This window comes from Sulfitobacter sp. G5_S2_6_S6, assembly GCF_054968505.1.
The window spans coordinates 265,720-289,974 of record NZ_JBQKUI010000001.1 but is presented as its reverse complement, the minus strand read 5'-3'; the positions used below and the strand labels follow the sequence as shown (position 1 = coordinate 289,974).

The window sequence follows — 24,255 nt, the reverse complement described above, 5'->3', positions numbered from 1 at the left end:
CCTTGGTGGCGCAAGGGTTCAGACTTGTTCTTTACCCCCCCGCGGTCTATCCCGCGCGTACATCAAAACACCCCAAAACAAAGGTATCACCACATGATTCCCCGTTATTCCCGCCCCGAGATGGTTGCGATCTGGTCCCCCGAAACCAAGTTCCGCATCTGGTACGAGATCGAGGCGCATGCCTGTGACGCCATGGCCGACCTTGGGGTGATCCCGCGCGAGAATGCGGAGGCGGTTTGGAAAGCCAAAGATGTCGAGTTTGATGTCGCGCGGATTGACGAGATTGAAGCCGTTACAAAACATGACGTTATCGCGTTTTTGACCCATTTGGCCGAACATGTAGGGAGCGACGAGGCGCGTTTTGTGCATCAGGGGATGACCTCTTCTGACGTATTGGACACCTGCTTTAACGTGCAATTAACCCGCGCAGCTGATATTCTGATCGAAGACATGGGCTTGCTGCTGGCCGCGCTGAAACGCCGTGCCATGGAACATAAAAATACTGTGCGCGTCGGGCGCAGCCACGGGATCCACGCTGAACCCACAACAATGGGCCTTACCTTTGCGCGCTTTTATGCAGAGATGGACCGCAACCTGACGCGGCTGAAGACAGCACGCTCCGAGATTGCTACGGGTGCGATTTCCGGTGCCGTGGGGACATTTGCGAATATCGATCCGCGGGTCGAGGAACATGTCTGCGAAAAGCTGGGCCTGTCGCCCGAACCCGTGAGCACGCAGATCATCCCCCGAGACCGTCACGCGGCATTCTTCGCAGCGCTTGGTGTGATTGCCAGCTCTATCGAGAACGTTGCGACCGAAGTGCGGCACATGCAACGGACCGAAGTCTTGGAAGGGGCGGAGTTTTTCTCGGCGGGTCAGAAGGGGTCTTCGGCGATGCCGCACAAGAAAAACCCTGTGCTGACCGAGAACCTGACCGGCTTGGCCCGTACAATTCGCATGGCTGTGATTCCAGCGATGGAAAACGTCACCATGTGGCATGAACGCGATATCTCCCACTCCAGCGTTGAGCGTGCGATCGGCCCCGACACCACCATCACCCTTGACTTCGCGCTGCACCGTTTGACCGGCGTCATCGACAATATGCTGATTTATCCTGACAACATGCTCGCAAATATGAACAAGTTTAGCGGTCTTGTGATGTCGCAACGTGTCTTGCTCGCGCTCACTCAGGCCGGCGTGAGCCGCGAAGACAGCTACAAGCTGGTTCAGCGCAACGCCATGAAGGTCTGGGAAGACGGCAAGGATTTCAAGACCGAGCTGCTGGCTGACGAAGAGGTTCTGGCCGCACTAAGTGCAGAAGAGATCGAAGAAAAATTCGATCTGGGCTACCACACCAAACATGTTGATACGATCTTTAAGCGCGTCTTCAAGGACTGATACACGCGCAGGTATTTGGGCTGCATCGCTTGACGGCGGTGCAGCCTTTTTGATTCAAAAACTACGTATTAATGCCCTATCTCGCGCTACATCGAGACGGTAGGTTTGAACCTAGTGCTTTACCTATGGCGTGGATCGTCTAACATCAGCCGTGTATTTAGTTCAGGAGTGTTTGAGTATGCGTGTTGTGTTTGCGTCCATCCTGTCATTGGCTATTCCTTTCGCGGCCTTTGCCGCTGGCTCCAATGATACGTCCCCACCCAAGCCCGTTGTGAAATGCGAAGACGGGCAGGTGTATGACAAGAAGTCAAAGACCTGTATCGATGCAAAGGATAGCCGGTTAACACCGGATGACCTTTATCAAACTGTTCGTGAACTGGCCTATGCAGGGGAATATTCGGATGCGCAGATCGTACTTGCCGCTATGCCTGAGCACGACGATCGTCGCTTGACCTACATGGGGTTCACGACGCGCAAAATGGGCGACCAAGCTGGCGGAATGGCGTTCTATGCGCGTGCGCTGGCAGCCAACCCTGCGAATGTTCTCGCGCGGTCCTATCGCGGGCAAGCTTTGGTAGAACAGGGCGATATCCCCGAAGCTTTGGCCGAACTTCGTGCCATTCGTGCGCATGGCGGGGCAGGGACATGGGCCGAAACCTCCTTGCGGACAGCGATCGCAACCGGTCAAACGTTTAGCTATTAACCAGCCGCTGTTGCATCCGGTGGCGCATTGCCGCCTGGGTGAAACACGCTTGTTGCGCGGGGCCCTGCGCGGTATGAACGGCAGGCCCCGCCCCTTAAGGGCGCTTTTCCTTGCAGGCAGATGCGCATGGCCAGTCCCAAATATCCCAAGAACGTTCGATTTAGCCGACGTGCAGGGCACTACCTGACCAATGCCTTTATCGTCGGCCTTATTCGACTGGCCTTGGTGCTGCCCTATAAAACGCGCATAGCCTTCGTCGGCTGGGTTGTTCAACATGTGATCGGGCCGGTAGCGGGATATCGGGCGCGGGCGCTTGAAAATCTTGCGATGATTTGGCCGCAGATGCCGCAAGAACGGCGCGCAGAAATTGCTTCAAGGTGCCTTAATAACGTGGGGCGCAGCTTTATCGAAAACTATTCGGCGCGCGACTTCCCCAAGCGTATGGCAAAGAATACGCCGACCGGCGCAGGCGTCGCGGCGCTGGAAAAAGCGGCAGAACAAGGCAAACCGGTCATTCTGGTGACGGGCCACTATGGCAACTACGAAGCGATGCGTGCCTGTCTTGTGGCGCGGGGGTATGACATTGGCGGGCTCTACCGCAACATGAAGAACCCCTATTTCAACGCGCACTATGTCCAAACGATGGAGGCTTTCGGCGGCCCTGTCTTCCCGCAAGGCCGACGCGGCACGGCGGGTTTCGTACGGCATCTAAAAGAGGGCGGGCAGCTGGTACTGCTGTTTGATCAACACGTCTTTGGCGCGCCGGCGCTCGATTTCTTGGGGCAACCTGCCAATACAGCGCTTTCTGCCGCCGAGCTGGCACTGCGCTATGATGCGCTGTTGATCCCGTTCTACGGCATTCGACAGGCTGATGGGGTGTCATTCGACACGGTGCTGGAGGCACCTGTGCCACACAGCGATGCTGTCACGATGACCCAGGCTTTGAATGACAGTCTTACCGCACGGGTCAAAGCGGATCCCGAGCAATGGTTCTGGGTCCATCGTCGCTGGCGCATCCACGACAATTAATGCCTAAACATCTAGGTGTTTTGAGTGACTACTTGATCCGCGCCGCTGCCACGATCGGCCCCGCGTTGCTGCGCTGCACCAGCACAACCACCGGCATATCGCCGGTGATGGCGGCAGAGAGTGATAGCGGCGCTTGCCCGTCCCACTGATCAACCGTCTGCCAGCCTTCGACGATGTTATAATTCTCGAACGTGTGGCCCGCGTTTTCGCCGCGTTTGACCTGCGTGACCGCCATCGGGTGATAGCGCAACATGTGCACGTCAAACGGTCCGGCGGCACCCGATACCGTATGCGCGTTGATGCGCAGGGTTTCCCCGTCGCGTGCGATAGATAGGTCGACCTGTGGGGCGTCTTCTTTGTGCTTGTTGATCGCCTCCATCAGCTTCATGGGTTTGGCACCGACCACATCGGACTGGCCGTTGACGATCATCTCGGGCGTGTAAATCGACGTCCGCCCACCGGTCAGCGCGTAGGCGCGCTGGCGTTCGGCGTGCTCAGGCGCACCAAAGGGGTCTTGCCAGCCGATATAGTCCCAATAATCCACATGCAGCGCCAGCGCGATCACGTCGTCCCTTTTGGACAGCTCGGCAAACATCTCGTCAGCAGGAGGGCAGGAAGAGCACCCTTGCGAGGTATAGAGTTCGACGACAACGGGGCGATCCTGAGCAAAGGCGGGCGCTATGGACAGCAGGCCAGCGGCGATCAGGGACGTAAACAGGCGGGGCATCGCAGGGTACTTTCGGTTTGGATGCACAATTCGTAGACTGCACCCGTTGTAATTACCACTCAACCTTTGTTGAGGCGCTGTAACGTCACGGGATTGCGTATGAAATGCCTCAGTCCAGTACACAACGGTATACAAAAGCGCCAGAAGCGCGTGTTTGCAGTTGAAACGACCCGCGCAATAAGGCATTTAGGCCCCAAGTCACCGACCTTTTTTAACCCATAAAGGGAGCCATCCATGACCATCTTCGTTGGCCAGGACACCGCCAAAACCCGCAAAACTCTATCTTCGGGCAGCCAATCCATCGCTTATTATTCGATTCCTGCAGCGCAGGAAGCCGGTCTGGGTGATTTCTCCAATTTGCCAGCCGCGCTTAAGGTGGTGCTCGAGAACATGCTGCGTTTCGAAGATGGCAAAACTGTCACCGTCGATGACATCAAGGCCTTCGCCGAATGGGGTGCCAAGGGCGGCCAGAACCCGCGCGAGATCGCTTACCGTCCCGCACGCGTGTTGATGCAGGATTTCACCGGCGTTCCCGCAGTTGTCGACCTCGCGGCGATGCGCGACGGGCTGGTTGCCTTGGGTGGCGATGCCGACAAGATTAACCCGCTGAACCCTGTTGATCTTGTCATCGACCACTCGGTCATGATCGACGAGTTCGGCAACCCGCGCGCGTTCCAGATGAACGTTGACCGCGAATACGAGCGCAACATCGAACGCTATACCTTCCTGAAATGGGGTCAGAAGGCGTTTAACAACTTCCGCGTTGTACCCCCCGGCACCGGCATCTGCCACCAGGTGAACCTTGAATATCTGGCGCAGACCGTTTGGACCGACAAAGACCAAGACGGCGTCGAAGTCGCATATCCTGACACGCTCGTCGGGACCGACAGCCACACCACAATGGTAAACGGCATGGCCGTTCTGGGCTGGGGCGTTGGCGGGATCGAGGCCGAAGCCGCGATGCTGGGTCAGCCGATTTCGATGTTGATCCCCGAGGTGATCGGCTTTGAGCTGACGGGTGCCATGATGGAAGGCACCACCGGGACCGATCTGGTGCTGAAGGTGGTCGAAATGCTGCGCGAGAAGGGCGTGGTTGGTAAATTCGTTGAATTCTATGGTGCTGGCCTTGATAGCCTGCCCCTGGCGGACCGCGCGACAATCGCCAACATGGCCCCCGAATACGGTGCGACCTGTGGCTTCTTCCCGATCGATGCCGAAACCCTGCGTTACATGCGCACCACCGGCCGTGATGAAGACCGCATCGCGCTGGTCGAAGCCTATGCCAAGGAAAACGGCATGTGGCGCGGCGATGACTATGCGCCGGTTTACACCGACACACTGTCGCTCGACATGGGCACCATCGTGCCTGCGATCTCGGGTCCGAAGCGTCCGCAAGACTACATTGCACTGACCTCGGCACACACTGCATTTGCAGAATACGTGAAAGGCGTGCGCGAAGGTAAAGATACCACAGCCAACGCCGAAGTCCGTTGGGAAGGTGAGGGCGGTCAGCCCGAGCCTCAAGACATCCCCGGCGACGAGGGCAACCACAAGCGTGGCTACGTCCAGACCGAAGATGGCAACTACCAGCTGCATGACGGGTCTATCGTGATTGCGTCGATCACATCGTGCACCAACACGTCCAACCCCTATGTGATGATCGGTGCCGGTCTGGTTGCACGCAAGGCACGCGCCTTGGGCCTGACACGCAAGCCTTGGGTCAAGACGTCGCTCGCGCCCGGTAGCCAGGTTGTGTCCGCCTATCTTGAGGCCGCAAACCTGCAAGAGGATCTGGACGCCATCGGCTTCAACCTCGTCGGGTATGGCTGCACCACCTGTATCGGTAACTCCGGCCCGCTCGAAGCACCGATCAGCAAGGCGATCAACGACTACGACCTGATCGGGACATCGATCCTCTCGGGTAACCGGAACTTTGAAGGGCGGATTTCGCCTGACGTGCGCGCCAACTATCTGGCGTCGCCTCCCTTGGTCGTGGCATACGCGCTGGTCGGTGACATGAACGTCGATCTGGCCAACAGCCCGCTGGGTCAGGACAAGGACGGCAACGACGTCTATCTGAAAGACATCTGGCCAACATCCAAGGAAGTCGCTGATCTGGTCGAGCAGACCGTGACCCGCGAAGCCTTCCAGGAAAAATATGCCGACGTCTTCAAGGGCGACGAAAAGTGGCAGTCCGTCGAAACCACCGACGCCAAAACCTATGACTGGCCACCAACCTCGACCTATGTGCAGAACCCGCCCTACTTCCAAGGCATGTCGCCAGAGCCGGGTGTGATCACCAACATCGAGAACGCCAAAGTGCTTGCCGTTCTGGGTGACATGATCACGACCGACCACATCTCGCCTGCCGGTTCCTTCAAGGAAACCACGCCAGCGGGTCAGTATCTGGTGGAACGTCAGGTGCCTGTGCGTGAATTCAACTCGTACGGTAGCCGTCGTGGTAACCACGAGGTCATGATGCGCGGCACTTTCGCCAACATCCGTATCAAGAACGAAATGCTGGACGGTGTTGAGGGCGGCTATACCAAAGGCCCCGATGGCGAACAGACCTCGATCTTTGACGCGGCTATGGCGCATCAGGAAAACGGCACGCCGCTGGTCATCTTCGGTGGTGAACAATACGGCGCGGGTTCGTCCCGTGACTGGGCGGCCAAAGGCACGGCGTTGCTGGGCGTCAAGGCGGTCATCGCCGAGAACTTTGAACGTATCCACCGCTCCAACCTGGTTGGCATGGGGGTTATCCCGTTCGAGTTCACCAACGGCGACACCCGCAAGAGCCTGGGCCTGACCGGCGAGGAAACCGTTTCGATCAGCGGTCTGGACACCATCAAGCCGCTGCAAGAAGTGCCCTGCACGATCACAATGGCAGATGGCTCGGTCAAAGAGATCATGATCAAATGCCGGATCGATACCGCGATCGAGATTGAATACATCGAACACGGTGGCGTTCTGCACTACGTGCTGCGCAACCTCGCGAAATCCGCCTAACCACCGGCCACTGGCCGTTTCGCACGGCCTTGAAAAGAACGCCCGTCAGGTTCCCCCTGGCGGGCGTTTTGCATACGCGTCCCCATTTTCACGGCAAACTTCCGCCTGCTTGCGTAAAATGACATAACCGGATGTGTTTTGCGGTTCACAATCGCGATTTTGGCCAACAGACTGTTTGCCGATGGCAGGCGCTTTCCGCTATGCACAAGGGAATAATAAACAAGTTTGCTGACGTTGCGGTCGCGCGCTCTATGTCTCACCCAACGGCACGTCGTTCTATGAGTACAGGGAGCACCGCATGGGGCATTTTCAATCAGACAGTTTTGCAAAGTTCTTGCGGGCGTCTACGGCCGCGGCAGCTTTGGTCTGGGGAGGATGCACGGCGGGTCTAGCGGCGACGCTCGACATCACCGGCATCGATAAGGACTCCGATCTATACGAGACGGTGCTCGGCGGATCGCTTCTGCGCGAACAAACGGACGAAGATGCAGACCCCACCACGCAAGAGCTTTTGGCCGCCGCGCAGGCCGATTATGCCCGCCTTCTGGCCGTGCTCTATGACGAAGGGTATTTTGCTGCCGTCATCAAGATTACCATCGACGGTGTAGACGCCTCTGCCATCGCGCCGGTCGCCCCGCCGCGCCAGATCAACCGCGCTGTGATCGACATCGAAACCGGTCGCAAGTTCAGCTTTTCCAAGGCCGAAATCGCCCCAGTCGCCCCCGAAACCGAGCTGCCTGATGAATTCGCCGCAGGTGAAACCGCAAGTCTCGGCGTCATGAAAGAGGCCGTCGCCGCCGGTATCGAAGGCTGGCGCGATCAGGGCCACGCCAAAGCCGAACTGGCCGACCAGCAGCTGACCGCCCGCGTGCCCGATGCCACGCTGGCGGCAACCCTGCGTCTGCGCCCGGGACCGCGCCTGCGTTTCGGAGAGTTGACGGTAAAGGGAAAAAGCGATGTGCGCCTGCGCCGGATCGTCAAAATCGCCGGCCTGCCCACCGGAGAGGTCTATTCACAAGAGCAACTTGATCTGGCCGCCACACGGTTGCGGCGCACGGGCGCATTCAGCTCTGTCGCGATGATCGAGGCCGAACAGATCACCGCGCCCGATGTTCTGCCGATTACAGCGCAGATCACCGACGCGCCCAAGCGACGCTTTGGTTTCGGCGGGGAACTGTCGTCGCTTGAAGGGCTTAGCGTCAGCACCTACTGGCTGCACCGTAACCTGCTGGGCGGGGCCGAAAGCCTACGTGTCGAAGGGGAGGTGTCGGGGATCGGCGGCGATTCCGGCGGCACGGATTATCGCCTTGGCACCCGTTTTGAACGCCCTGCGACCTTTAATGCCGACACGAATTTCTACGCGCTGGCCGAGATCGAACAGCTTGACGAGGTGAACTATTTCTCGCGTCAGCTCGACCTTGAGGCCGGGATCGAACGCATCGCCAGCGAGGAACGGACCTATACGCTTGGCGTCGGTTTGCGTACCGCTGAAACCCGCGACGCTTTTGGCGAGAACAAATATACGTTGCTGACGCTGCCCCTAAGCGCGGAACATGATTACCGCGACAATCGGCTTGATGCGAAAGATGGCTACTACGCCAAGGCCAGCGTGACGCCTTTTGTGGCGCTGTCGGGGTCGGATAACGGCGTGCGCACCTACATCGACGTGCGCGGCTATAAAACCTTTGGCACCACGCGGCCCGTGACCTTTGCCCTGCGGGGACAGCTCGGGTCGGTCTATGGCCCGACACTGGCTGAATCGCCCGCGGACTATCTGTTCTATTCCGGCGGCGGCGGCACCGTGCGCGGGCAACCCTACCAATCGCTTGGCGTTGATCTGGCCAGTGGCGATACAGTAGGCGGTCGCAGCTTTGCTGGCCTGTCCGCAGAGGCGCGTTGGCAGGTACGCGACAAGATCGGCGTCGTGGCCTTTGCCGACGCGGGCTACATCGGTGCCGAGGAATTCTACGACGGGTCAGGCACTTGGCAGTCAGGTGCAGGGCTTGGTCTGCGCTATGCCACGGGCATCGGCCCCATCCGCGTGGACCTCGCGGTGCCTGTGTCAGGCCCCGAAACAGATGAGAATTTTCAAGTTTATATCGGTATTGGACAATCGTTTTGATCCACTTCATGCGCAGCTTTCTGGTTTTCGCCCTGATCTTTGTCGGCTCTGTCGCTTCGGCCCAAGAGGATGACAAAGGCTTCCTGACCCGCACGATCCAAGACGCTCTCAGCGGCGCGGGCCGCACGGTCAGTATTGACGGTTTCGCTGGTGCGCTCAGCTCGCGCGCGCGGTTCGACCGGATGACCATCGCCGACGATCAAGGGGTCTGGCTGACGCTGGAAGAGGTGGAGTTGGACTGGAACCGCTCCGCACTGTTGCGCGGCCGGCTGGAGGTGCAGGCCCTGACCGCAAAGCGGCTGAGCGTTCCGCGATTGCCCGTGGCGCAGGAAGAAACGCTCCCCGATCCCGAGGCGAAACCCTTTACCTTTCCGGCGATCCCCGATCTGCCCGTCGCCATCGACGTGGCTGACTTTTCGGTCGACGAGATCAATCTGGGCGCGCCAATTCTGGGCGAAGCGGCCACACTGACGGTTCAAGCCACGGCGCTGTTGAATGACGACACGGCGACGGTCGATATTCTGGCCGCGCGCACCGATGGCAAGAAGGGCGAGTTCAAAATCACCGCTGATCTGGACCGCAATGACAGCCTGCTGGACATGGCTGTAACGCTTTCAGAGGAAGCCAAGGGCATCATCTCGCGCACGCTTAAACTGCCTGATGAGCCCTCTGTCGATCTGGTGATTGCGGGGCAGGGGCCGCTTTCGGATTTTGCGACAGATATCAACCTTTCGACCGACGGGGAACAACGGCTTGCCGGTCAGGTTATCGTTGCCGCCCAAGGCGATAGCGCCGCACCTGACCGCCGTATTCAGGCCGATCTGAACGGCGACGTGACCGCGCTGATCCTGTCGCAATACCGCGAATTTTTTGGCCCCGATGTCGCGCTGACCGTGGATGCTTTGGTACAGGCTGAAGGCGGTGTCGAGGTCAGCGATTTCGCCCTCAAGGCGCAATCCGCGGAGCTGCAGGGCGAGGTCACGCTGAACAGCGACAACTGGCCCAGCCTGATCGACATCACGGGCACTGTCGCCAGCGCCGATGGCAGTCGCGTTTTGCTGCCAGTGGCCGGGGGCGATACTTACGTGCGGCGCGTCGGGCTTGATGTGAACTATAACGCGCAAGATGGCGACTCGATTGACGCGACGTTCGACGTGACCGAACTGGCCACAGACGCGCTGGCGATTGACGCGACACAACTGAAGTTGAACGGGACGTTGCAAGGTGCGGCAGGGTCGGTCGGCGAATTCATGGGCGATCTGGCATTCTCGGCTGACGGGCTGACGCTGACCAACGCCGCGGTTTCCGAAGCGGTCGGCCAGTCCATCAAGGGGCGTACAACCATCGCCTATACCGAAGGCACACCGGTTCAGATCACGGGGCTTGATCTTTCTGGCGCGGATTATGGTCTGACCGGTGATGTCACGATTAGCGGGCCAGCCGATAGCTTTCTTACCCAGTTGAAAGCCCGCCTTGAAGCCACCGACATCAGCCGCTTTTCCGCTCTTGCCGGACGCGAGATGGACGGGGCCGCGAATGTAGAGATCGCGGGGCAGATCACGCCACTGGACGGGACGTTCGACCTGAATATCTCTGGCCTGACGCAGGATTTGAAAGTGGGGATCGAACAGGCGGACGCATTGCTGGCTGGCGACACGACGCTAAGCCTTGGCGCATCGCGTGACGAGACGGGCACCTTCGTGCGTGACGTGCTGCTGGAAAACGACGCATTGACCGCCAGCGGTGGCGTCGAGCTGCGCAGCAATAATTCGCAAGCGCGATTTGATGCAAAACTGAACGATATCGAGACTGTGCTGCCGCAATATTCCGGTCCCATCACGATCAAGGCCGAGGCCGAGCAGGACACCCGTGGCTGGACTGTCGATGCCGTGACGGACGGCCCCTACGGTGCCGCGCTGACCGCCAAAGGGCTGGCAACGGGCGAGAATGCGGTGCTCAACTTCACGGCCGATGTGCCCGAACTGCGTGACTTTGTGCCCGACGCGCCGGTCGAGGGCCCTATCGCGTTGGATGGCGTGCTCCGCCAGACGCCGGACGGGTGGCAGGTCGACACCAAAGCCTCCGCCCCCGAAGATGTGACCGCCTCGGTCCAGGGGCTGCTGACGCCGCTGGATCTGGACTTTAGCGCCTCGATCCCGCGGGTAGAGGCTTTTGCACCTCAGGTGACCGGCGCGGTAGAGGCGTCGGGCAACCTCAAGCAGTTGGAAGAAGGGTTCCAGATCGACGCGAAAGCCAGTGGCCCCTACGCCGCGCAGGTTGCCGTTCAGGGGATGTTAACACCTATGGTCGATATCTCTTTCGACGCATCGGTCCCGAATCTTCAGGAGGTGGTGCCGCAGGTGAACGGGCCACTTGCGGCGACAGGGACCGTGCGTCAGACGGAAAAGGGGTTCTTCGTCGATACCAACGCGACAGGCCCATATGGCGCGCGCGCGATGGTGGAAGGTTTGGCCACAGGCCCCGATATGTCGCTGACGTTTGACGTGTCGGTGCCAAATGTGCAGCCGCTGGTGCCGGGCGTGTCCGGCCCGCTGGCGGCAAAAGGATCGGTGCGGCAAACGCCCGCCGGCATCGCCGTAGATACAAACGCGACGGGCCCCTATGCGGCCCGGGCGTCTGTGCAGGGGGTTGTCACGGGGGATGCGCCCGCGCTGAATTATGATGTCACGATCCCCAATCTGGGGGCCGTGGTGCCAAAACTGTCCGGCCCGCTGAATGTGACCGGTACCGCACAGCAGGAAAGCGCTGGCTGGCGGGTCAATACGAACGCCACCGGACCAGCGGGCACCCGTGCCACGATCGCGGGGCTTGTGGGCAGCGATGGCAATCTGAACCTTGACGTGAACGGGAACGCGCCATTGGGGCTGTCCGCCCCGTTCATTGCGCCGCGGAGCTTGCAAGGTCAGGCACGGTTCGATTTGACGGTGAACGGGCCGCCGGCACTTGGGTCGGTCAACGGGAGCATTCAAACCTCTAACGCGTCGCTGTCCGCCCCCAACCTTCGGGTGACACTTCAGGACATCGCAGCGGATATCCGGCTGGCCAATAATCGCGCGCAAATCGACCTATCTGCGCGCAGCGCGGACGGGGGGCAGATCAAGGCGGGCGGGGCGGTGACCCTGACCGGATCACTGCCCGCCGATATCCAGATCGGATTGAACAACCTCGTGCTGATCGATCCATCGCTGTATCGCACGTCGCTTGATGGCAACCTGCGTCTTGCGGGACCGCTTTCGGGGGGGGCGAATATCAGCGGTCAGATCGACGTGGGCGAGACCGAGGTAAGCGTGCCGTCAACCGGTATGACCAGCATCGGTGATATTCCACAGATCGATTTCATCGGCGCGCCAGCAGATGTTGTGGCGACCCGTCGCAAGGCCGGTTTGACCGGTGCCGACGCGGGCACGGATCCCGCGGCAAGTGGCGACAGCGGGCCGGGGTTTGGCCTGAACGTCCGCATCAATGCGCCACGGCGGATTTTCGTGCGCGGCCGTGGTCTGGATGCGGAACTGGGCGGTAGCCTGTTGCTGACGGGATCGACCAATCGCATCATCTCGGCCGGTCGCTTCGACCTGATCCGTGGTCGTCTGGATATTCTTGGCAAACGGTTCGAGCTGGACGAAGGGGCCGTGCGCTTCCAAGGCGATCTGGTACCCTACCTGAGGTTTGTAACCTCGACGACCACCAACACAGGCGAGGTTCGTATCGTGATCGAGGGCAAAGCCACATCGCCCGAGGTTTCCTTTGAATCGACACCCGATGCACCGCAGGACGAGGTGCTGGCACAGCTTCTGTTTGGGCGAAACATCTCTGAAATCTCGGCGTTTCAGGCGCTGCAACTCGCCAGCGCGGTGGCGACACTTGCCGGACGCGGTGGTGCGGGGGTGATCTCTAACCTGCGCACAGGGTTCGGGCTGGACGATCTGGATGTGACCACCACCGACAGCGGTGCCACGGCTGTCCGCGCGGGTAAATACATTTCTGAGAATGTCTACACCGATGTGACCGCCGCCTCTGACGGGACAGCGGATGTGTCTATCAACCTTGATCTGACCAAGAATCTGACGGCGAAAGGGACGGTCGGGTCCGATGGGAACACCGGGATCGGTATCTTCTTCGAGAAGGATTATTGATCCGCCATTGAGCGCTTTGTTCTGCGGTTCAGCTAGGATGGGGGCCAGCCCCCGTCCCGGCGATGCCGGGACACCCCCGGGATTTTGACCATTTGGAACGGCTTACGGGCTATTCCGTCAGCGGTGTAAAACGGCCATAGCGGCCTTGGTCATACATCAGGCCCGCAACGCTGTCATCGGGGTCATAAGCGGCGTGCGTGACCTGCCCGAGGACAATGGAGTGGTCGCCCGCCGGATGCACGCCGTAGGTGTCACAGTGGAAGCTGGCGAGGCAGCCTGCCAGTGTCGGCGCGCCATTGGGGCCAATCGTCCAGTCGAATTGGTCAAACGCGTCGCCAGAGACAGCAAAGGCATCTGCCAGCGCCCGCTGACCGCTACCCAGAATATGCACAGCGAACTGCGCCGCGTTGGTAAATGCGTCATGACGTTTGGAACTGAGCGCAGGGGACCACTGCACCAAGGGCGGGTCCAGCGAAACCGAGGAAAAGGAGTTCGCGGTCATCCCCAATGGGCCATTCGCGGTCTGCACCGTCACAATCGTGACCCCTGTGCCAAAACGGCCAAAGGCGCGGCGTAGCTCGACTGTGGCGTCGGGCAGCGGGATGAAGTGGTGCAAAGGATCAGCCATGCCGCAGCGGTGCCACGGGGAGCCGGATTTGTCCAGACAGCAAACCCCGGCCCGTTGCGGCACGCCCTCTGCGGGTGGCGATGGTGGTCGATAAATACCGCTGTTTGGAACCGAATAGCGCCTGCCGTGTTGTTCCCCCACTGAGAGGCATGACCGTGAGATTTCGGACTGCCTGTCGGAGAAGGGGTGTTGGGATATGAGGTTCCAGCTACCGCCAACAGGCACCCGAATGCCGACGCTCACGACTGTTATTGGCGGGTTTCCCGCCGGAAGGATTAACTATGACACTGAATCGTTTTGCCCCCATCAAGCTGACTGTCGCAGCCCTTGTCACCGGCGCTGCTTTGTCCACGCCTGCACTGGCCGACGACGGCGAGACTGTGGACCACACCGAGGTCGGCTCGCTGAGCTGTGATGTTGGTGATGGCACGGGCTTTATCTTCGGGTCTACCCGTGAACTGACCTGCACCTTCAATCCTGTGCAAGAGGGTCTGGCTGACGAGACATACATCGGCGACATCAAACGCTACGGCATTGATATCGGTAAGACCCAGAATGGTCAGATGTCCTGGTTGGTGCTGGCACCAACTGAATCTGAATATTACGAAGGCGGGTTGAACGGCGACTATCAGGGTGTTTCTGCTGAAGCCACTGTTGGTGTTGGCCTAGGTGCCAATGTCATGGTCGGCGGTTCGGAAGACACGCTGGCGCTGCAACCGGTGAGCGTCAACACGCAGAACGGCGTAAACTTTGCCATTGGCGTGGGTGAAATTACACTGCAACGCGTCGAAGGCTAATTCAGGCCAATAGATCGATATGCAAAAGGGGCACCATTCGGTGCCCCTTTCGCGTTATGTGGTCAGCGGTTCATCCGGTTCGCGATCAGATCGTCGACAACCTCGGGCTCTGCCAGGGTAGATGTATCACCAAGCGTGCCATAGTCGTTCTCTGCGATCTTGCGCAGGATGCGGCGCATGATCTTGCCTGAACGGGTTTTGGGCAAGCCAGGGGCCCATTGGATCATATCGGGCGAAGCGATCGGGCCAATCTCCGAGCGGACCCAGTTGCGCAGCTCGGCCCGCAGGTCCTCGCTCGGGTTTTCGCCGCTCATCAAAGAGACATAGCAATAGATACCCTGTCCCTTGATATCATGGGGGAACCCGACGACCGCAGCCTCTGCCACCTTAGGGTGGGCGACCAAAGCGCTTTCGACTTCGGCCGTGCCCATCCGGTGACCGGAGACGTTGATCACGTCATCCACGCGGCCCGTGATCCAGTAATCGCCATCCGCGTCCCGGCGGCACCCGTCCCCGGTAAAGTAATAGCCCTTGTAGTCGCTGAAATAGGTCTGCTCGAACCGCTCGTGATCGCCCCAGACCGTGCGCATCTGGCCTGGCCAGCTGTCCGCGATACATAGAACCCCCTCGACGTCATTGCCCTCGATCTCGGCACCGGTGGTGGGTTCAAGTACGACCGGTTTGATCCCAAAGAAGGGCTTCATCGCGGCACCGGGTTTGGTGGCGTGGGCACCGGGCAGCGGCGTCATCAGGTGACCGCCGGTTTCCGTCTGCCACCATGTGTCAACGATGGGGCAGTTTCCTTTGCCCACAACGTCATTGTACCAATTCCAGGCTTCGGGGTTGATCGGCTCGCCCACGGTGCCAAGCAGTTTCAGGCTGCTCAGATCGCAACCGTCAACAAAGGCGCGGCCCTTGCCCATCAGCGCGCGAATGGCGGTCGGGGCCGTGTAGAACTGATTTACCTTGTGTTTTTCACAGATCTGCCAAAAGCGGCTGGCGTCGGGGTAGGTGGGCACGCCTTCGAACATGAGCGTTGTCGCCCCGTTGGCAAGCGGACCGTAGACGATATAGCTGTGGCCCGTCACCCAGCCCACATCGGCCGTGCACCAATAGACATCGCCATCGTGGTAATCAAACGTGACCTCGTGGGTCAGCGCGGCATAGACCAGATAGCCACCCGTCGTATGCACGACCCCTTTGGGCTGACCGGTCGAGCCAGAGGTATAAAGGATGAACAGCGGATCCTCGGCGTTCATCTCTTCCGGCGCGCAAGTATCAGAAGCCTCTTTTTCAAGCGCGGTATAATCCACGTCGCGCGCATCATTCCATGCCACATCACCGCCAGTGCGCCGCACAACCAGACATTTGACCGATGGGTCGCAGCCTGCCAAAGCCTTGTCCGCGTTGGCCTTCAACGGTGTCGCTTTGCCCCCGCGGGGCGCATAATCTGCGGTAATCACAACCTTGGCGTCCGACCCCTGTACCCGTGCCGCCAGCGCATCCGGAGAGAACCCGGCGAAGACGATCGAATGGATCGCGCCGATGCGCGCGCAGGCCAGCATGGCATAGGCGGCTTCGGGGATCATCGGCATGTAAATGATAACCCGGTCGCCTTTGCCGACGCCGATATCGCGCAGGATATTGGCCATTTTACACGTCTGGGCATGCAGGGCGCGATAGCTGATGTGCTGCGCCTCTTCGTCCGGGCTGTCCGGCTCCCAGATGATCGCGGTCTGGTCGCCGCGCGTTTCAAGATGACGGTCGATGCAATTGGCGCTGACGTTCAGCGCACCGTCGGCAAACCAGTTGATCTTGACCTGACCGAAAGTGAAATCGACGTCCTTGACCTTGGTAAATGGCTTCATCCAGTCGATGCGCTGCGCCTGCTCCAGCCAGAACCCTTCGGGGTCCGCGATAGAGGCATGATACATCGCGTCATATTTCGCGGCGTTCACATGGGCATTGGCCGCCATGTCGTCGGATGGCGGATAGGTCTGTGTGGCGACGTTGGACATGGTTCCTCCCTCAGAACTCTGTTCGTTTTCTGCCGCTCGGACGCATAGGCGCGGCGGCTCTCCCTTGGCAGATCATAACGGGAAGTGAAAAGAAGGAAATAAGCATATGGAAACACGCGGTTTGTCTGTAAATATTTTTCCGTTTTCTGCGCAGACTAGTAAATTTCGCTGACAACCCTGCCAAAACCCTAGGAAACAGCACCGATTGCCTGTTAACGGGGCCGATCGCGCGCGGGGCATGGTTCCAAATGGTGAAAAATCCTCGCCGAAGGCTCCCACAGGGGCAATCAAGAGATATGTTCAGGGGTTGGCAGCAAGTTGCCCTAAGGATAGTATTTCGCCCAAGCGGGCCCCAAACAGCCCGCATAAGGGAGATATCAATGAACAATCTACTGAACGGCGCAGCTGTCTGCGCTTTGACTTTCGCTTTTGCCTCGCAAGCGGCCGCGACGGAATGGAACGCCTCTGTCTGGGGTAAACGTCGTGCCTTCACCGAGCATGTCGAAAAGATTGCCGAGCTTGTGTCCGAAAAGACCAATGGCGAATTCACCATCAATGTCAGCTATGGCGGTCTGTCCAAGAACTCAGACAACCTTGATGGTATTTCCATCGGTGCCTTCGAGATGGCGCAATTCTGTGCTGGTTACCACGCCGACAAGAACCGCGCGATCACCGTGCTAGAACTGCCCTTCCTTGGGGTTCAGAACCTTGAAGAAGAAGTCGCCGTATCCCGCGCTGTGTATGCACACCCCGCCGTGGCCAAAGAGATGGCACAGTGGAACGCCAAGATGCTGATGACCTCGCCAATGCCGCAGTACAATCTTGTTGGCACGGGCGAGCCTCGCGATACGCTGGAATCCTTTGACGGCATGCGCGTGCGTGCGACAGGTGGTCTGGGCAAAGCCTTTGAAACCGTGGGCGCTGTCCCGACCTCCGTGACCTCCTCCGAGGCATATAACGCAATGGAATCCGGTGTTGTGGATACCGTGGCGTTCGCGCAGCACGCCCACCTGAGCTTTGGTACGATCAACAAGGCCGATTGGTGGACCGCGAACCTCAACCCCGGCACGGTGAACTGCCCTGTTGTGGTGAACATCGATGCCTATGAGGCCCTGTCGGACGCGGAAAAAGAAGCGCTGGACGGTTCTGTCGATGAGGCGCTGGATCACTATCTGGCGAACTATGGCGAGCTGCTGAACCGCTGGGACGCCGTGCTGGAAGAAAAAGGCGTTGAAAAAGTGATGTTCACGCCCGAAGTTCTGGCCGAGTTCAAATCCAAGGCAGCTGACCCTGCGCGTGAAGCCTGGATCAAGGATATGGAAGCCCAAGGCATCCCTGGCCAAGAGCTTTATGACCTGGTCGTCAAAACGCTTGAAGAAAAACGCGCGTCCAACTAATTGGCGCGGGGAGGGGGCTTGCCGATGCAGGCCCCCTTTGTTTGTACGATCTCCCTCCCACTCATTTGAAAGGAAAGCATCATGGCCGGTTCCTCCGCCGTGCTCGAAGACGGCAGTCTGCTTAGCCGTATCGACAAAGGGCTTTTACGCCTTGAAACCGTGTTTGCTCTGGTCTCTGGTATTGCCGTTTTCATGCTGATGGTGCTTGCCGTTTGGTCCGTTGGCGGCCGCAAGTTCTTTGGCACGCCGCTGGCGGGGTATGTGGACTGGATTGAATTCGCCATGCCGTTGATCGCGATCATGGGCATTTCCTATACCCAGCGGAACGGCGGCCATGTGCGCATGGACATCCTGATCGGCCAGCTTAAAGGCCGCGCGCTATGGGCCGCCGAGACATTCTCGGTCGTGCTGATCTTTATCCTTATGCTGGCGCTGATCTGGGGCTCTTGGGCACATTTCCAGCGCAGCTTTGACTTCGCCGCCCCGATGTGGAGCCGTGACAGCTCCATCGATATCGGTCTGCCGATTTGGCCTGCGAAACTGATCGTGCCAATGGCCTTTACGGTGCTGGCTCTGCGGTTGCTGCTGCAGATCTGGGGCTATGGGCGGGCCTTTGTATTGGGGTTGGAAAACCCCGTTGCTGTACCCTTGGTACAATCCGCGGCCGAACAGGCGATGGCGGAAGCTGAACATCTAGACGGGCGGGACTGATTATGGATCCTATTGAAATTGGCCTATGGGTCTCGGGCGGGCTGCTGCTTATGGTGGTGCTCGGTATGCGCGTGGCTTTCGCCGCGGCAATGGCGGGTCTGGTCGGCCTGATCTGGATCTTTTGGTCCAAGAAAGGCATGCAGTGGTCCGAACTGGACTGGGCGCTGACGGTCGCGATCAAGACCGCGGGGCAGGTGCCACACTCCAAAGTGTCGAGCCAGACGCTAAGCTTGATTCCCACCTTCATTCTGATCGGCTTTCTTGCCTATTACGCCGGTCTGACCCGCGCCTTGTTCGAGGCCGCAAAACGCTGGATTGCTTGGCTGCCCGGCGGTCTTGCTGTGTCGACTGTCTTTGCAACCGCGGGCTTTGCGGCGGTTTCCGGTGCTTCGGTCGCGACGGCAGCGGTTTTTGCCCGTATCGCCATCCCCGAGATGCTGGCGATTGGGTACAACAAGAAATTCGCGGCGGGCGTCGTGGCGGCCGGGGGCACTTTGGCCTCGTTGATCCCGCCGTCAGCGATTCTTGTCATCTATGCGATCATCGTTGAACAAGACGTGGGCAAGCTGCTTCTGGCGGGCTTTATCCCCGGTGCGTTTTCGGCCATCGTCTATGCCGTCCTGATCGTGGGCATTGCGACCATCTGGAAAAGCGTCGGCCCCCCTGTAAGCGGCTTTACCTGGAAGCAACGGTTCGCGTCTCTCCCTGCCGCCATGCCGATCTTTGCGGTTGTGATCATCATTATTTTCTTTGTTTACAACCCCTTCGGCGACGCATGGGGCACCCCGACCGAGGGCGGGGCCGTGGGCGCGTTTATCGTGTTCCTAATGGCGCTTTATCGCGGCATGCGGTGGGCCGAGCTTAAGGACGCGCTGCTTGAAACCGCGAAGCTGACGGTGATGATCTTTACCATCATCTGGGGCGTGCTGATTTATGTTCGGTTCCTGGGCTTTGCCGATCTGCCGGGCGCGTTCGCCGACTGGATTTCGGGGCTTGAGGCTTCGCCGATCCTGATCCTCGTGTGCATCCTGCTGGCCTATGCGGTGCTGGGGATGTTCATGGATGCGATTGGCATGCTGCTTCTGACACTTCCGGTGGTCTATCCTGCCGTCATGGCGCTGAACGGGGGCGAGTTCGTCTCTGCTGCGGATAGCGCCTTTGGCATGTCGGGGCCGATGTGTGCGATCTGGTTCGGAATCCTGGTGGTGAAGATGGCAGAGTTCTGTCTGATCACGCCTCCCATTGGCCTCAACTGCTTTGTGGTTGCAGGGGTACGCCCTGACCTGAGCGTTCAGGACGTGTTCAAGGGCGTGACACCGTTCTTTATCGCGGATGCCGTTACAATCGCGCTGTTGGTGGCCTTCCCGTCCATCGTGTTGTGGCTGCCCTCACTCGCTGGCTGACATGACTTCCTGATCCTTCATATCATCGGGTTTAACCTGCTCTGCGGACAGGAAATTCCCGATGGTATGAAGCGGTTCAAAGTTCTCGCAAACGACTTTGAACACCACAAGAAAGGGCACCGCGACCAATGCGCCGGGGATGCCCCATAGCCACCCCCAAAACACCACAGTCAGAAATACCGCGACGGTATTCATCTCCAACCGGCGCCCGACCAGCCACGGGGTAATAATCTGCCCCTCTAAGAGGGTCAGCGTCAGGTAACCGATCGGGGCCAACATCGCATAACCGATGGTATCAAACGTCACGAGAGAGAATCCCGCGACCAAGAGCACCCCCGCAAACCCGCCGATATAAGGCAGGAAGTTCAGCATGAACGCCGCGATCCCCCAGATATAGGCCGACGGCAAGCCCAGCACTGTCAGATAGGTCCCGACTAATATGCCGAGCACGGCATTGATCGTGGCAATCGTCAGCAGGTAGCGCGACACCCGCTTCTCCACGTCATAGACCGTATGCAGCGCACGTTTCTTTTCCGTTAACGTCGGCATGGATTGCACAAGTTTTAAGTAAAACAGCTCGCCGGAGCCAAGTAGGAACAGCGCCAGAATCAGGATCACCGCCAGCGACGCCCCTGTTTTGCTCACCGTATCCATCGCGGTATCGAGCAATCCAGGTTGGCGCACGACGACCTCTTGCGGTTTGCCGCCGGTTTCGGTGCCCAGTTTCTCTACCTCTTCCGAGGCAGATCGCATCGTTTCGACCGCATTGCTCACGCCGCTCAGCTTTATCTGGATCTCGCGGCCCATTTCCGGGATCTCGTCGCTCCAGATCGCCACGGTGCCGGCGGACAGTAAAACCACGGCAGCAATCACCAAGCTCGTCGCGGTCACCAGCAAAAAGGCCGACACAGGATGCGGCACGCCGATGCGATACAGCGCGCGGCCCACAGGCGACAGGGTCAGGGCAAGCAAAAAGCCCAGAACAATGGGCAATATCAAGTCCTTGGCGAAATACGCGGTGACGAAAAGGGAAATCAGGACCAGCAACTGAAGAGAGCGCCGGATTGAGGGCAGATGTTCCAAATATGGCTCCAGCAGTTGAAGGATTTAAACCTCAACGCCGTAGCGCGTGGAAAAGTTCACGGGTGTGTGAGCTTATATTGCGGCAGTGACCAAACGCCCCTCGAAGGTTGCGCGCAACTGTGATGAAACTAGGAGGATCGCGAAGAAATTATGAGCGGAACGATGAGCATATCCATTCACCCAATGTTAAGTGTTGCGCCCTATGCAGGGGGGCAGATGAAATGCCGATGTGCCGGGGTCGGTTGCTGATGGGGCGGTCAGCGGTCCTGGCGCTTGGTCTCGGCAGCCTTGTGTGCGTGCTATTTGTCGGGTCGCTGTTGATTGGCCCGTCCAGCGCTTCCGTGGGCGACAGTTTGAATGCGTTGGTAACCGGGCAGGGCGGCCCGCTGGCCACCGTCATGCGCGAGATACGGCTCCCGCGTGCGCTATTGGGCGTGATGATCGGCGGTGCCTTGGGGCTTTCTGGCGCTGCGATGCAGGGCTATCTGCGCAACCCGTTGGCGGATCCGGGGCTGATCGGGGTCTCGGGCTCTGCAGCGTTGGGGGCTGTGCTGGCGATACAGACCGGATTGGCCGCGCTTGCAGCGCTCGCGCTCCCCGCGATGGCGCTTGGCGGTGCCCTGATGGGGGTGTTGTTGGTGCTGCTGTTGGCAGGCCCTCGGGGCACGTCACTGGCGCTGATCCTCGCTGGTATCGCAATATCGGCCTTTGCTGCGGCATTGACCTCGCTGGTGCTGAACCTGTCGCCGAACCCCTATGCGGCGAATGAGATCGTATTCTGGATGATGGGCTCCCTGGCGGACCGGTCCATGACCCATGTCTGGATCGCGATGCCCTTTCTGCTTGGGGGCGGTGTCCTGTTGGCGACCCTCGGGCGCGGGCTTGACGCGCTGACCTTGGGCGAAGACGCGGCAGAGGCGATGGGGATCAACCTATTCCGGCTTCGCCTCACGGTTATTATCGGTACGGCGGCGGTCGTTGGTGCCTCTACCGCCGTGGCGGGGGCGATCGGGTTTGTGGGGCTGGTCATGCCGCACCTGTTACGTGGCTTTGTTGGCGCGCGACCGGGGGCGCTGCTATGGGCCGCGACACTTGGCGGCGCGGCGATGATCCTCGCATCGGATATCCTTGTGCGCCTTGTGGTGCCCGACCGTGATCTCAAGCTTGGGGTTGTGACGGCATTGGTCGGCGCGCCGCTGTTTCTCCACCTGATCTATCGCACGCGGAGGGAAGGGCTATGACCCTGCTATCACTGCAAAGCCTCTCCGTTCATCGGGGGCGGAAAACCGTTTTATCCGACATCAACCTTACCATACGTGAAGGAGAGGTCGTAGGCCTGGTTGGGCCGAATGGTGCCGGTAAGACCACCTTGATGCGCGCGGCACTGGGCCTGATCCCCGCTGATGGCCAAAGTTCAATCGCCGCACTTGCGCCGCGCATGCGCGGGCGCGCCGCCGCGTGGATGCCCCAATCGCGCGAGATTGCATGGCCGGTCACGGTTGAAACGATCATCCGACTGGGCCGCACACCCCATCTACTGGGCGGGCAGAAAATACAGGCAGAAGATCAGGCTGCCGTAGATCGTGCCATTGCGCAGATGGGTTTGGACACCTTCCGCAATCGTCCCGCCACACAGCTATCGGGTGGGGAGCAGGCGCGCGTGCTGATCGCCCGTAGCCTCGCGCAAGAGGCACCCTTGCTTATCTCAGACGAGCCCACCGCCGGGCTAGACCCCGCCCATCAAATCGCCGCGATGGAAAGCTTTTCCAAAGCAGCGGGCCAAGGGCGTGGGGTGCTCGTCTCGCTTCATGATCTGGGACTGGCAGCGCGGCATTGCACAAGGTTGATCGTGTTGCACAACGGCGCAGTTGTCGCAGACGACTTGCCACAGGTGGCGCTGACGACAGAGATTGTCAAAGCCGTCTTCGGCATCACTGCGTTCAGTGAAGTCACCGACAAAGGTTTTGTTTTCCAACCGCTTGAGGTCGTTTCTTAACCGCTGCTGTCTTGAGAAACGCCGGGGATGTCCACAGCGATGACACCCAATGATCGCGCCGTGGCCAGTGCAAGAACGGGGCTATCGGGCCCGCCAGTGCTGATCTGATACGCCCGCATTGCCCGCCGTGTCGCGTCGTCGAGCTCCGAATTAATGGCCCCGCCATAGAACCCTCGCGCCTCTAACGCACGTTGCAGCGTTGCGATCACGTCGGGCGTAAGCGCGCTGGTGCAGGGCGTCTCGAACCAGTTGTCCACACGGGGAGAGACGATCTTTTGCCGTGTTTCCGTGCGGTAGATCGGCAGCGACTGGATCTCGCCGGTAGAGCTGATCTGCGCTGGCTGCACCTGTACCTGCTCGGTCACCGTTTCGATCACTGCAGGTGATACGGTCCGCCCCCAACAGCTGCCCGGTGCAGCCCCTGCCGGGCCCTTGGTTGTCGCCTCGCGAACGCCAGGCTCGGGGGCCTCTGCGTCTTGGGAGGCGGCATTACACGCTCCGAGCGAGACGAGAACCGTAAATGCGCAGGCAAATTGAATTAAATGTGATCGGGAGAAATACTGCACAGCCGGGCCTTGCGGGTCAAAGGGTCCGTCGCAGGCTAGCGGCTTTTCGCAGCATTGCCTAGATGATAGGCCCATAGGGATGTGAATAATGCCATCCCCTTGCCTGAGCCGTGAAAAGGGGCTGGCGAAGCCGCGGGCTGCTGTTTACATATGTCGAAATTCTAAATTCGAAGGGGCATTCAGATGGCCAAGATCACTTATGTAGAACACAATGGCACCGAACATGTCGTCGATGTGGCCAATGGCCTGACCGTCATGGAAGGGGCCCGTGACAATAACATCCCCGGGATCGAGGCCGACTGCGGCGGTGCCTGCGCCTGCTCCACCTGCCACGTCTATGTGGATCCCGACTGGGTCGAAAAAGTGCCCGCCAAGGACGACATGGAAGAAGATATGCTCGACTTCGCGTTCGAGCCCGATCCCGCCACGTCCCGTCTGACCTGCCAGATCAAGGTCACAGACGCGCTGGACGGCCTGCGCGTGAAAATGCCCGAAAAGCAGATCTGATGCGACG

At 59.5% G+C, this 24,255-nt stretch carries 18 protein-coding genes; 13 read left to right on the top strand and 5 right to left on the bottom strand.

Going from position 1 to position 24,255, the window contains the following annotated elements:
- Positions 1 to 93 precede the first annotated feature (93 nt).
- The 3 genes from purB to ACTRWK_RS01250 all read left to right on the top strand — a co-directional run bounded on the left by purB (position 94) and on the right by ACTRWK_RS01250 (position 3,130).
- Positions 94 to 1,398 carry an adenylosuccinate lyase gene (gene purB / locus ACTRWK_RS01260; protein WP_005854277.1) on the top strand — a complete coding sequence of 435 codons (1,305 nt, stop codon included), beginning with the start codon at positions 94 to 96 and terminating at the stop codon, positions 1,396 to 1,398.
- A gap of 178 nt (positions 1,399 to 1,576) precedes the next feature.
- The gene (locus ACTRWK_RS01255; RefSeq protein WP_074634533.1) at positions 1,577 to 2,101 is read left to right on the top strand and encodes a tetratricopeptide repeat protein; all 525 of its coding nucleotides are present in this window, start codon (positions 1,577 to 1,579) and stop codon (positions 2,099 to 2,101) included.
- A 126-nt stretch (positions 2,102 to 2,227) separates the two neighbouring features.
- Positions 2,228 to 3,130: a lysophospholipid acyltransferase family protein gene (locus tag ACTRWK_RS01250; protein ID WP_037945065.1), complete on the top strand. Its 903-nt coding sequence runs from the start codon at positions 2,228 to 2,230 to the stop codon at positions 3,128 to 3,130.
- 28 nt (positions 3,131 to 3,158) lie between these two features.
- Here the strand turns inward: ACTRWK_RS01250 and ACTRWK_RS01245 are convergent, their stop codons facing one another.
- Positions 3,159 to 3,857: a DUF1223 domain-containing protein gene (locus ACTRWK_RS01245; protein WP_037944578.1), complete on the bottom strand. Its 699-nt coding sequence runs from the start codon at positions 3,855 to 3,857 to the stop codon at positions 3,159 to 3,161.
- Positions 3,858 to 4,091: 234 nt separating this feature from the next.
- Between ACTRWK_RS01245 and acnA the strand changes: the two genes are divergently transcribed.
- The 3 genes from acnA to ACTRWK_RS01230 all read left to right on the top strand — a co-directional run bounded on the left by acnA (position 4,092) and on the right by ACTRWK_RS01230 (position 13,142).
- Entirely contained in the window at positions 4,092 to 6,866 is a 2,775-nt protein-coding gene (gene acnA / locus ACTRWK_RS01240) for an aconitate hydratase AcnA (RefSeq protein ID WP_037944577.1), read from the top strand.
- 298 nt (positions 6,867 to 7,164) lie between these two features.
- Positions 7,165 to 8,988, top strand: coding sequence for an autotransporter assembly complex protein TamA (locus ACTRWK_RS01235; RefSeq protein ID WP_289085337.1), 1,824 nt, complete (start codon positions 7,165 to 7,167; stop codon positions 8,986 to 8,988).
- Positions 8,985 to 13,142 carry a translocation/assembly module TamB domain-containing protein gene (locus ACTRWK_RS01230; RefSeq protein WP_235183795.1) on the top strand — a complete coding sequence of 1,386 codons (4,158 nt, stop codon included), beginning with the start codon at positions 8,985 to 8,987 and terminating at the stop codon, positions 13,140 to 13,142. Before ACTRWK_RS01235 ends, ACTRWK_RS01230 begins: the two co-directional genes overlap by 4 nt.
- Positions 13,143 to 13,251: 109 nt before the next feature.
- Here ACTRWK_RS01230 and ACTRWK_RS01225 read toward each other — a convergent pair whose 3' ends face one another.
- Positions 13,252 to 13,770 (bottom strand): flavin reductase family protein, encoded by a 519-nt coding sequence (locus ACTRWK_RS01225; protein ID WP_051577585.1) that lies wholly within the window; start codon positions 13,768 to 13,770, stop codon positions 13,252 to 13,254.
- A gap of 281 nt (positions 13,771 to 14,051) precedes the next feature.
- On the opposite strand from ACTRWK_RS01225, the gene ACTRWK_RS01220 reads away from it, so the two are divergent.
- Entirely contained in the window at positions 14,052 to 14,567 is a 516-nt protein-coding gene (locus ACTRWK_RS01220) for a DUF992 domain-containing protein (protein ID WP_037944573.1), read from the top strand.
- 62 nt (positions 14,568 to 14,629) lie between these two features.
- Here ACTRWK_RS01220 and acs read toward each other — a convergent pair whose 3' ends face one another.
- Positions 14,630 to 16,585 carry an acetate--CoA ligase gene (acs, locus tag ACTRWK_RS01215; RefSeq protein ID WP_289081254.1) on the bottom strand — a complete coding sequence of 652 codons (1,956 nt, stop codon included), beginning with the start codon at positions 16,583 to 16,585 and terminating at the stop codon, positions 14,630 to 14,632.
- Between the two features lie 380 nt (positions 16,586 to 16,965).
- Here acs and dctP point away from each other — a divergent pair, with 380 nt between their 5' ends.
- The 3 genes from dctP (at position 16,966) to ACTRWK_RS01200 (ending at position 20,096) form a co-directional block, all read left to right on the top strand.
- Positions 16,966 to 17,982: a TRAP transporter substrate-binding protein DctP gene (gene dctP / locus ACTRWK_RS01210; RefSeq protein ID WP_005854249.1), complete on the top strand. Its 1,017-nt coding sequence runs from the start codon at positions 16,966 to 16,968 to the stop codon at positions 17,980 to 17,982.
- Between the two features lie 81 nt (positions 17,983 to 18,063).
- Positions 18,064 to 18,693, top strand: a complete 630-nt coding sequence (locus tag ACTRWK_RS01205; RefSeq protein ID WP_005854247.1) for a TRAP transporter small permease subunit — start codon at positions 18,064 to 18,066, stop codon at positions 18,691 to 18,693.
- A gap of 2 nt (positions 18,694 to 18,695) precedes the next feature.
- Positions 18,696 to 20,096 (top strand): TRAP transporter large permease, encoded by a 1,401-nt coding sequence (locus ACTRWK_RS01200; protein ID WP_005854245.1) that lies wholly within the window; start codon positions 18,696 to 18,698, stop codon positions 20,094 to 20,096.
- Here ACTRWK_RS01200 and ACTRWK_RS01195 read toward each other — a convergent pair.
- A complete protein-coding gene (locus tag ACTRWK_RS01195) occupies positions 20,082 to 21,179 on the bottom strand; it encodes an AI-2E family transporter (protein WP_005854243.1) in 1,098 nt (365 codons plus the stop codon). The two genes, ACTRWK_RS01200 and ACTRWK_RS01195, sit on opposite strands and share 15 nt — an antisense overlap.
- A 248-nt stretch (positions 21,180 to 21,427) precedes the next feature.
- Here ACTRWK_RS01195 and ACTRWK_RS01190 point away from each other — a divergent pair, with 248 nt between their 5' ends.
- Both ACTRWK_RS01190 and ACTRWK_RS01185 read left to right on the top strand, forming a co-directional pair.
- The gene (locus ACTRWK_RS01190) at positions 21,428 to 22,420 is read left to right on the top strand and encodes a FecCD family ABC transporter permease (RefSeq protein ID WP_289081301.1); all 993 of its coding nucleotides are present in this window, start codon (positions 21,428 to 21,430) and stop codon (positions 22,418 to 22,420) included.
- Positions 22,417 to 23,175, top strand: coding sequence for an ABC transporter ATP-binding protein (locus tag ACTRWK_RS01185; RefSeq protein WP_289081255.1), 759 nt, complete (start codon positions 22,417 to 22,419; stop codon positions 23,173 to 23,175). The genes ACTRWK_RS01190 and ACTRWK_RS01185 overlap by 4 nt, the downstream gene beginning before the upstream one ends.
- Here the strand turns inward: ACTRWK_RS01185 and ACTRWK_RS01180 are convergent.
- On the bottom strand, positions 23,172 to 23,540 hold the full coding sequence (locus tag ACTRWK_RS01180) for a peptidoglycan-binding domain-containing protein (protein WP_289081256.1): 369 nt from the start codon (positions 23,538 to 23,540) through the stop codon (positions 23,172 to 23,174). The genes ACTRWK_RS01185 and ACTRWK_RS01180 overlap by 4 nt on opposite strands.
- Before the next feature lie 384 nt (positions 23,541 to 23,924).
- On the opposite strand from ACTRWK_RS01180, the gene ACTRWK_RS01175 reads away from it, so the two are divergent.
- Positions 23,925 to 24,248, top strand: a complete 324-nt coding sequence (locus ACTRWK_RS01175; RefSeq protein WP_005854231.1) for a 2Fe-2S iron-sulfur cluster-binding protein — start codon at positions 23,925 to 23,927, stop codon at positions 24,246 to 24,248.
- The last annotated feature ends 7 nt before the right edge of the window (positions 24,249 to 24,255 follow it).

What these genes read in the sequence shown, in the direction of transcription:
- ACTRWK_RS01225 (WP_051577585.1), bottom strand. Translation starts at nt 13,770, where the DNA reads ATGGCTGATCCTTTGCACCACTTCATCCCGCTGCCCGACGCCACAGTC.
- ACTRWK_RS01250 (WP_037945065.1), top strand. Translation starts at nt 2,228, where the DNA reads ATGGCCAGTCCCAAATATCCCAAGAACGTTCGATTTAGCCGACGTGCA.
- ACTRWK_RS01220 (WP_037944573.1), top strand. Translation starts at nt 14,052, where the DNA reads ATGACACTGAATCGTTTTGCCCCCATCAAGCTGACTGTCGCAGCCCTT.
- ACTRWK_RS01255 (WP_074634533.1), top strand. Translation starts at nt 1,577, where the DNA reads ATGCGTGTTGTGTTTGCGTCCATCCTGTCATTGGCTATTCCTTTCGCG.
- ACTRWK_RS01175 (WP_005854231.1), top strand. Translation starts at nt 23,925, where the DNA reads ATGGCCAAGATCACTTATGTAGAACACAATGGCACCGAACATGTCGTC.
- ACTRWK_RS01190 (WP_289081301.1), top strand. Translation starts at nt 21,428, where the DNA reads ATGGGGCGGTCAGCGGTCCTGGCGCTTGGTCTCGGCAGCCTTGTGTGC.
- ACTRWK_RS01185 (WP_289081255.1), top strand. Translation starts at nt 22,417, where the DNA reads ATGACCCTGCTATCACTGCAAAGCCTCTCCGTTCATCGGGGGCGGAAA.
- ACTRWK_RS01200 (WP_005854245.1), top strand. Translation starts at nt 18,696, where the DNA reads ATGGATCCTATTGAAATTGGCCTATGGGTCTCGGGCGGGCTGCTGCTT.
- dctP (WP_005854249.1), top strand. Translation starts at nt 16,966, where the DNA reads ATGAACAATCTACTGAACGGCGCAGCTGTCTGCGCTTTGACTTTCGCT.
- acnA (WP_037944577.1), top strand. Translation starts at nt 4,092, where the DNA reads ATGACCATCTTCGTTGGCCAGGACACCGCCAAAACCCGCAAAACTCTA.
- ACTRWK_RS01245 (WP_037944578.1), bottom strand. Translation starts at nt 3,857, where the DNA reads ATGCCCCGCCTGTTTACGTCCCTGATCGCCGCTGGCCTGCTGTCCATA.
- acs (WP_289081254.1), bottom strand. Translation starts at nt 16,585, where the DNA reads ATGTCCAACGTCGCCACACAGACCTATCCGCCATCCGACGACATGGCG.
- ACTRWK_RS01205 (WP_005854247.1), top strand. Translation starts at nt 18,064, where the DNA reads ATGGCCGGTTCCTCCGCCGTGCTCGAAGACGGCAGTCTGCTTAGCCGT.
- ACTRWK_RS01235 (WP_289085337.1), top strand. Translation starts at nt 7,165, where the DNA reads ATGGGGCATTTTCAATCAGACAGTTTTGCAAAGTTCTTGCGGGCGTCT.
- purB (WP_005854277.1), top strand. Translation starts at nt 94, where the DNA reads ATGATTCCCCGTTATTCCCGCCCCGAGATGGTTGCGATCTGGTCCCCC.